This window comes from Streptomyces sp. SID13726 (genome assembly GCF_010548375.1).
Lineage (GTDB): Bacteria > Actinomycetota > Actinomycetes > Streptomycetales > Streptomycetaceae > Streptomyces.
This window is the reverse complement of the sequence record NZ_JAAGLY010000696.1, coordinates 1-405: the sequence shown is the minus strand read 5'-3', so window position 1 is coordinate 405 and position 405 is coordinate 1. Positions and strand designations below refer to the sequence as shown.

At 77.3% G+C, this 405-nt stretch carries 1 protein-coding gene; it reads right to left on the bottom strand.

Going from position 1 to position 405, the window contains the following annotated elements; translation table 11 throughout:
* On the bottom strand, positions 1-322 hold a 322-nt coding region (locus tag G3I78_RS53360; protein WP_203616601.1), incomplete at its 3' end, for a ubiquitin-like domain-containing protein.
* Between the last annotated feature and the right edge of the window lie 83 nt (positions 323-405).

The following is a 405-nucleotide window of genomic DNA, read 5'->3' as shown; positions in this document are numbered from 1 at the left end:
CGAGCAGGCCCTCGACGGACCCGGCGAAGGTCGTGACGGACGTGATCTGGCCGTCGACGTCGAGCTGGACGGTCTTGCGCGCGTTGCCGTAGGCGACGGCGCCGGTCGCGAGCAGGACGACGGCGGTGGCGCCGGCCACGAGGGGCCAGCGGCGGCGACGGCGGGCGGTGGTCACGGGGCTCTGGGGGCTCTCCGCGGGGCCGTCGGCGAAGGTCGGGGGGTTCTGGAGGGTCGTGTCGGCGCTCTCGGAGGCGCCGGCCGCGTCAGCGGTCCGGTGGAAGGGGTTCTTCACTCGGGTCCAGTCGTCGGGGGTCCCGGGCACGGAGGCTCGACGGCGCGTGCGCACCACCCGCGGCCCGCGGGGGACGTGCGTCCTCCGCGGCGGGCGCACACGTGCGTCCGCGG